4 protein-coding genes are annotated in these 4619 nt (G+C 54.0%); all 4 read left to right on the forward strand.

The window, feature by feature from the left end; genetic code table 11:
- Positions 1-460: cell division ATP-binding protein FtsE (locus tag ACTHUE_RS11300; RefSeq protein ID WP_440419228.1), on the forward strand; the 460-nt coding region annotated here is incomplete at its 5' end.
- The gene (ftsX, locus tag ACTHUE_RS11305; protein ID WP_063076502.1) at positions 457-1374 is read left to right on the forward strand and encodes a permease-like cell division protein FtsX; all 918 of its coding nucleotides are present in this window, start codon (positions 457-459) and stop codon (positions 1372-1374) included. The genes ACTHUE_RS11300 and ftsX, both read left to right, overlap by 4 nt.
- A gap of 197 nt (positions 1375-1571) precedes the next feature.
- Positions 1572-2825 (forward strand): UDP-N-acetylglucosamine 1-carboxyvinyltransferase, encoded by a 1254-nt coding sequence (murA, locus tag ACTHUE_RS11310; protein WP_107792282.1) that lies wholly within the window; start codon positions 1572-1574, stop codon positions 2823-2825.
- Between the two features lie 127 nt (positions 2826-2952).
- Positions 2953-4619: methionine--tRNA ligase (gene metG, locus ACTHUE_RS11315; RefSeq protein ID WP_440423491.1), on the forward strand; the 1667-nt coding region annotated here is incomplete at its 3' end.

Consider the following 4619-nt stretch of genomic DNA (forward strand, 5'->3'; position numbering starts at 1 on the left):
AGACCTCGGCACCTTGAGCGACAATCAGATCGGCTTTATGCGCCAACATATCGGCATTGTCTTCCAAGACCACAAAATCCTCTACGACCGCAATGTCTTGCAAAACGTTATCCTGCCTTTGCGGATTAGCGGCTACCAGCCGCGCAAAGCGGAAGAGCGCGCGCGTATTGCGATTGAGAAAGTCGGCTTGAAAGGCCGCGAAAACGATATGCCCATCACTTTGTCCGGCGGCGAACAACAGCGTTTGTGCATCGCGCGCGCAGTGGTTCACCAACCCAGCCTGCTGATTGCCGACGAGCCGTCCGCCAGCCTCGACCGCGCCTATGCGCTGGATATTATGGAATTGTTCAAAACCTTCCATGAAGCAGGCACAACCGTGATTGTTGCGGCGCACGATGAAACGCTGATGGCAGATTACGGCCACCGCGTCTTGCGCCTGCAGAAAGGACGCCTCGCATGAGCATGATTCATTACATCTCGTTACACGTCGAATCGGCGCGCGCCGCGCTCAAAGAGCTTCTGCGCCAACCCATCGGCACGCTGCTGACCCTGCTCATGCTTGCCGTTGCCATGACCTTGCCGCTGTTTATGTATTTGGGCATCCAAAGCGGTCAAAGCGTGTTGGGCAAACTCAACGAGTCGCCGCAGATTACGGTTTATATGGACACCGATGCGGCAGGTTCTGATGCCGATACGGTGAAAAACCTGCTCCAACGCGACAGCCGTATCGATAAAGTCCGCTTTATCAGCAAGCAGGAAGGTTTGGAAGAATTGCAGACCAATCTCGACCAAAACCTCGTTTCCATGCTCGATGGCAACCCGTTGCCCGATGTCTTTATCGTTACACCCGACCCTGCCACTTCTCCGGATCAAATGCAGGCCATCTATAAAGACATTACCAAACTGCCGCGCGTCGAATCGGCAACCATGGATACCGAATGGGTACAGACCCTTTATCGTATTAACGAATTTATCCGCAAGATTTTGTGGTTTCTCTCGCTGACTTTAGGCATGGCCTTTGTCTTGGTGGCACACAACACCATCCGCCTGCAAATCCTCAGCCGTAAGGAAGAGTTGGAAATCACCAAGCTGTTGGGGGCGCCCGCTTCCTTCATCCGCCGTCCTTTCCTTTATCAGGCAATGTGGCAGAGTATTTTCTCCGCCGCCGTCAGCTTGGGCTTGTCGGCTTGGCTGCTGGCCGAAGTACGGCCGCTGGTGGACGCGATTTTCAAACCCTACGGTCTGAACATCGGCTGGCGTTTCTTCACATTTAGCGAAGTGTCGTTGGTATTCGGCTTCGTCATCGCGCTGGGCGTATTTGGCGCATGGCTGGCCACCACGCAACACCTCTTAGGCTTCAAAGCCAAAAAATAAGCCTTAGCAAACAGGCCGTCTGAACCATTCAGACGGCCTGAAATCTTATTCCTTTTGCAACTTAAACAAACCTTGTGAAAATTTAATACTGCCAAATCTAACAGCAAGGGCATAATCCCTTATAATTGATGGTTTATTACCCATCTCATTTCATTTGTGCGGCATAAACCGTGCAGACAAATAACGAAAGACATCCTGTGGACAAACTCAAAATCTCTGCCAACGGCCCCCTCAACGGCGAAATCATCGTATCCGGCGCAAAAAACGCCGCCCTGCCGCTGATGTGTGCCGGTCTGCTGACTTCCGGCACTTTACGCTTGAAAAACGTACCCATGCTCGCCGACGTCAAAACCACCCAAAAACTGCTGCAAGGCATGGGCGCACGCGTTTTGACCGACAACATCTCCGAATTTGAAATCAACGGCGGCACTGTCAACAACACCTGCGCACCTTACGAGCTGGTAAAAACCATGCGCGCATCCATCTTGGTTTTGGGCCCGACCCTTGCCCGCTTCGGTGAAGCCCAAGTCAGCCTGCCCGGCGGTTGTGCCATCGGTTCGCGTCCGGTTGACCAACACCTCAAAGGCCTCGAAACCATGGGTGCGGAAATCACCATCGAACACGGTTACGTCAAAGCCAAAGGCCGTCTGAAAGGCACGCGCGTTACCATGGATGTCGTGACCGTAGGCGGTACCGAAAACCTGCTGATGGCGGCCACACTTGCTGAAGGCACCACCATCCTCGAAAACTGCGCCATCGAGCCCGAAGTTATTGATTTGGCCGAATGCCTCGTCAAAATGGGCGCAAAAATCAGTGGCATCGGTACAGCAACCATGACCATCGAAGGCGTAAAAGAGTTGCACGGCTGCGAACACAGCGTCGTTCCCGACCGTATCGAAGCCGGTACCTTCCTCTGCGCCGTCGCCATGACCGGCGGCAAAGTCGTCCTGCGCAATGCCGCCCCCAAAACCATGGAAGTTGTGTTAAACAAACTGACCGAAGCTGGCGCCATCATCGAAGCCGGCGACAACTGGATTTCCATCGACATGCAACAACGCCCCAAAGCCGTGGACATCCGTACCGTCGTCCACCCTGGCTTCCCAACCGACATGCAGGCGCAGTTTATGGCCATGAACGCCATTGCCGAAGGCAGCAGCCGCGTGGTGGAAACCATTTTTGAAAACCGCTTCATGCACGTTCCCGAACTCAACCGCATGGGCGCAGACATCACCACCGAAGGCAACACCGCCTACATCAAAGGCGTAGAAAAACTCTCCGGCGCCGTCGTGATGGCAACCGACCTGCGCGCCTCTGCCAGCCTCGTCATGGCAGGTTTGGTCGCAGATGGCGAAACCATTGTCGAACGCATCTACCACCTTGACCGTGGCTATGAATACATCGAGAAAAAACTCGGCGGCGTAGGCGCAAAAATCGAACGCGTACGCGGTTAATCCCATACACAGCCGATAAATAAAAGGCCGTCTGAAACACCGGCAATCGGGTTTCAGACGGCCTTTGCGTATTGTTTTGCGGTATAATTCCCGACATCTTTATCCATTGTTTTTAAAAGCACAAACCATGACACGAAAAATCCTTGTCACTTCCGCGCTACCGTATGCCAACGGCAGCATCCACCTCGGCCACATGGTCGAACACATCCAAACCGACGTTTGGGTGCGCTTCCAAAAACTGCGCGGCCACGAATGCTACTACTGCTGCGCCGACGACACCCATGGCACGCCCGTGATGCTTGCCGCTCAAAAACAAGGCATCGCGCCCGAAGACATGATTGCCAAAGTGCGCGAAGAGCACCTCGCCGACTTTACCGGTTTCAATATCGGCTACGACAATTATTACAGCACCCATTCCCCTGAAAACAAACAGTTTTCCCAAGACATTTACCGCGCGCTGAAAGCCAACGGCAAAATCGAAAGCCGCGTCATCGAGCAGCTTTTCGACCCTGAAAAACAAATGTTCCTGCCCGACCGCTTTGTCAAAGGCGAATGCCCCAAATGCCACGCCCAAGACCAATACGGCGACAACTGCGAAGTCTGCGGCACGACCTATTCCCCGACCGAACTGATCAACCCATATTCCGCCGTTTCCGGTGCCAAACCCGAATTGCGCGAATCCGAACACTTCTTCTTCAAATTGGGCGAATGCGCCGACTTCCTCAAAGCATGGACTTCCGGCAACAACCCGCACGACGGCAAGCCCCATCTGCAACCCGAAGCCCTCAACAAAATGAAAGAATGGCTGGGCGAAGGCGAAGAAACCACCCTGTCCGATTGGGATATTTCCCGCGATGCACCGTATTTCGGTTTTGAAATCCCCGACGCGCCGGGCAAATACTTCTATGTCTGGCTGGACGCGCCCGTCGGTTACATGGCGTCGTTTAAAAACCTGTGCGACCGCATCGGCATCGATTTTGACGAATACTTTAAAGCCGACAGCCAAACCGAGATGTACCACTTCATCGGCAAAGACATCCTCTATTTCCATGCCCTGTTCTGGCCTGCCATGTTGCATTTCTCCGGCCACCGCGCCCCGACCGGCGTGTACGCACACGGCTTTTTGACCGTAGACGGACAAAAAATGTCCAAATCGCGCGGCACCTTCATCACCGCCAAATCCTATCTGGAACAAGGCCTGAACCCCGAGTGGATGCGCTACTACATCGCCGCCAAACTCAACAGCAAAATCGAAGACATCGATTTGAACCTGCAAGACTTTATCAGCCGCGTAAACAGCGACCTCGTCGGCAAATACGTCAACATCGCCGCCCGCGCATCAGGTTTCATCGCCAAACGCTTTGAAGGTCGTCTGAAAGACGTTTCAGGCAGCGCATTGCTGGCAAAACTCGCCGCCGAAAGCGACACCATCGCCGAGCAATACGAAAACCGCGAATACGCCCGCGCCCTGCGCGACATCATGGCATTGGCAGACGCCGTGAACGAATACGTCGATGCCAACAAGCCGTGGGAACTCGCCAAACAGGAAGGTCAAGACGAACGCCTGCACGAAGTATGCAGCGAACTCATCAACGCCTTCACCATGCTGACCGCCTACCTCGCTCCCGTGTTGCCGCAAACCGCCGCCAACGCCGCGCGTTTCCTCAATCTGGACGTGATTACCTGGGCGAACACGCGCGAAACCCTAGGCGAACACGCCATCAACAAATACGAACATTTAATGCAACGAGTGGAGCAAAAACAAGTGGACGATTTAATCGAAGCCAACAAACA

This window comes from Neisseria sp. P0021.S005, assembly GCF_051956955.1.

Excerpts from the sequence above, each read along its gene's own strand:
- ftsX (WP_063076502.1), top strand. The coding sequence starts at position 457 with ATGAGCATGATTCATTACATCTCGTTACACGTCGAATCGGCGCGCGCC.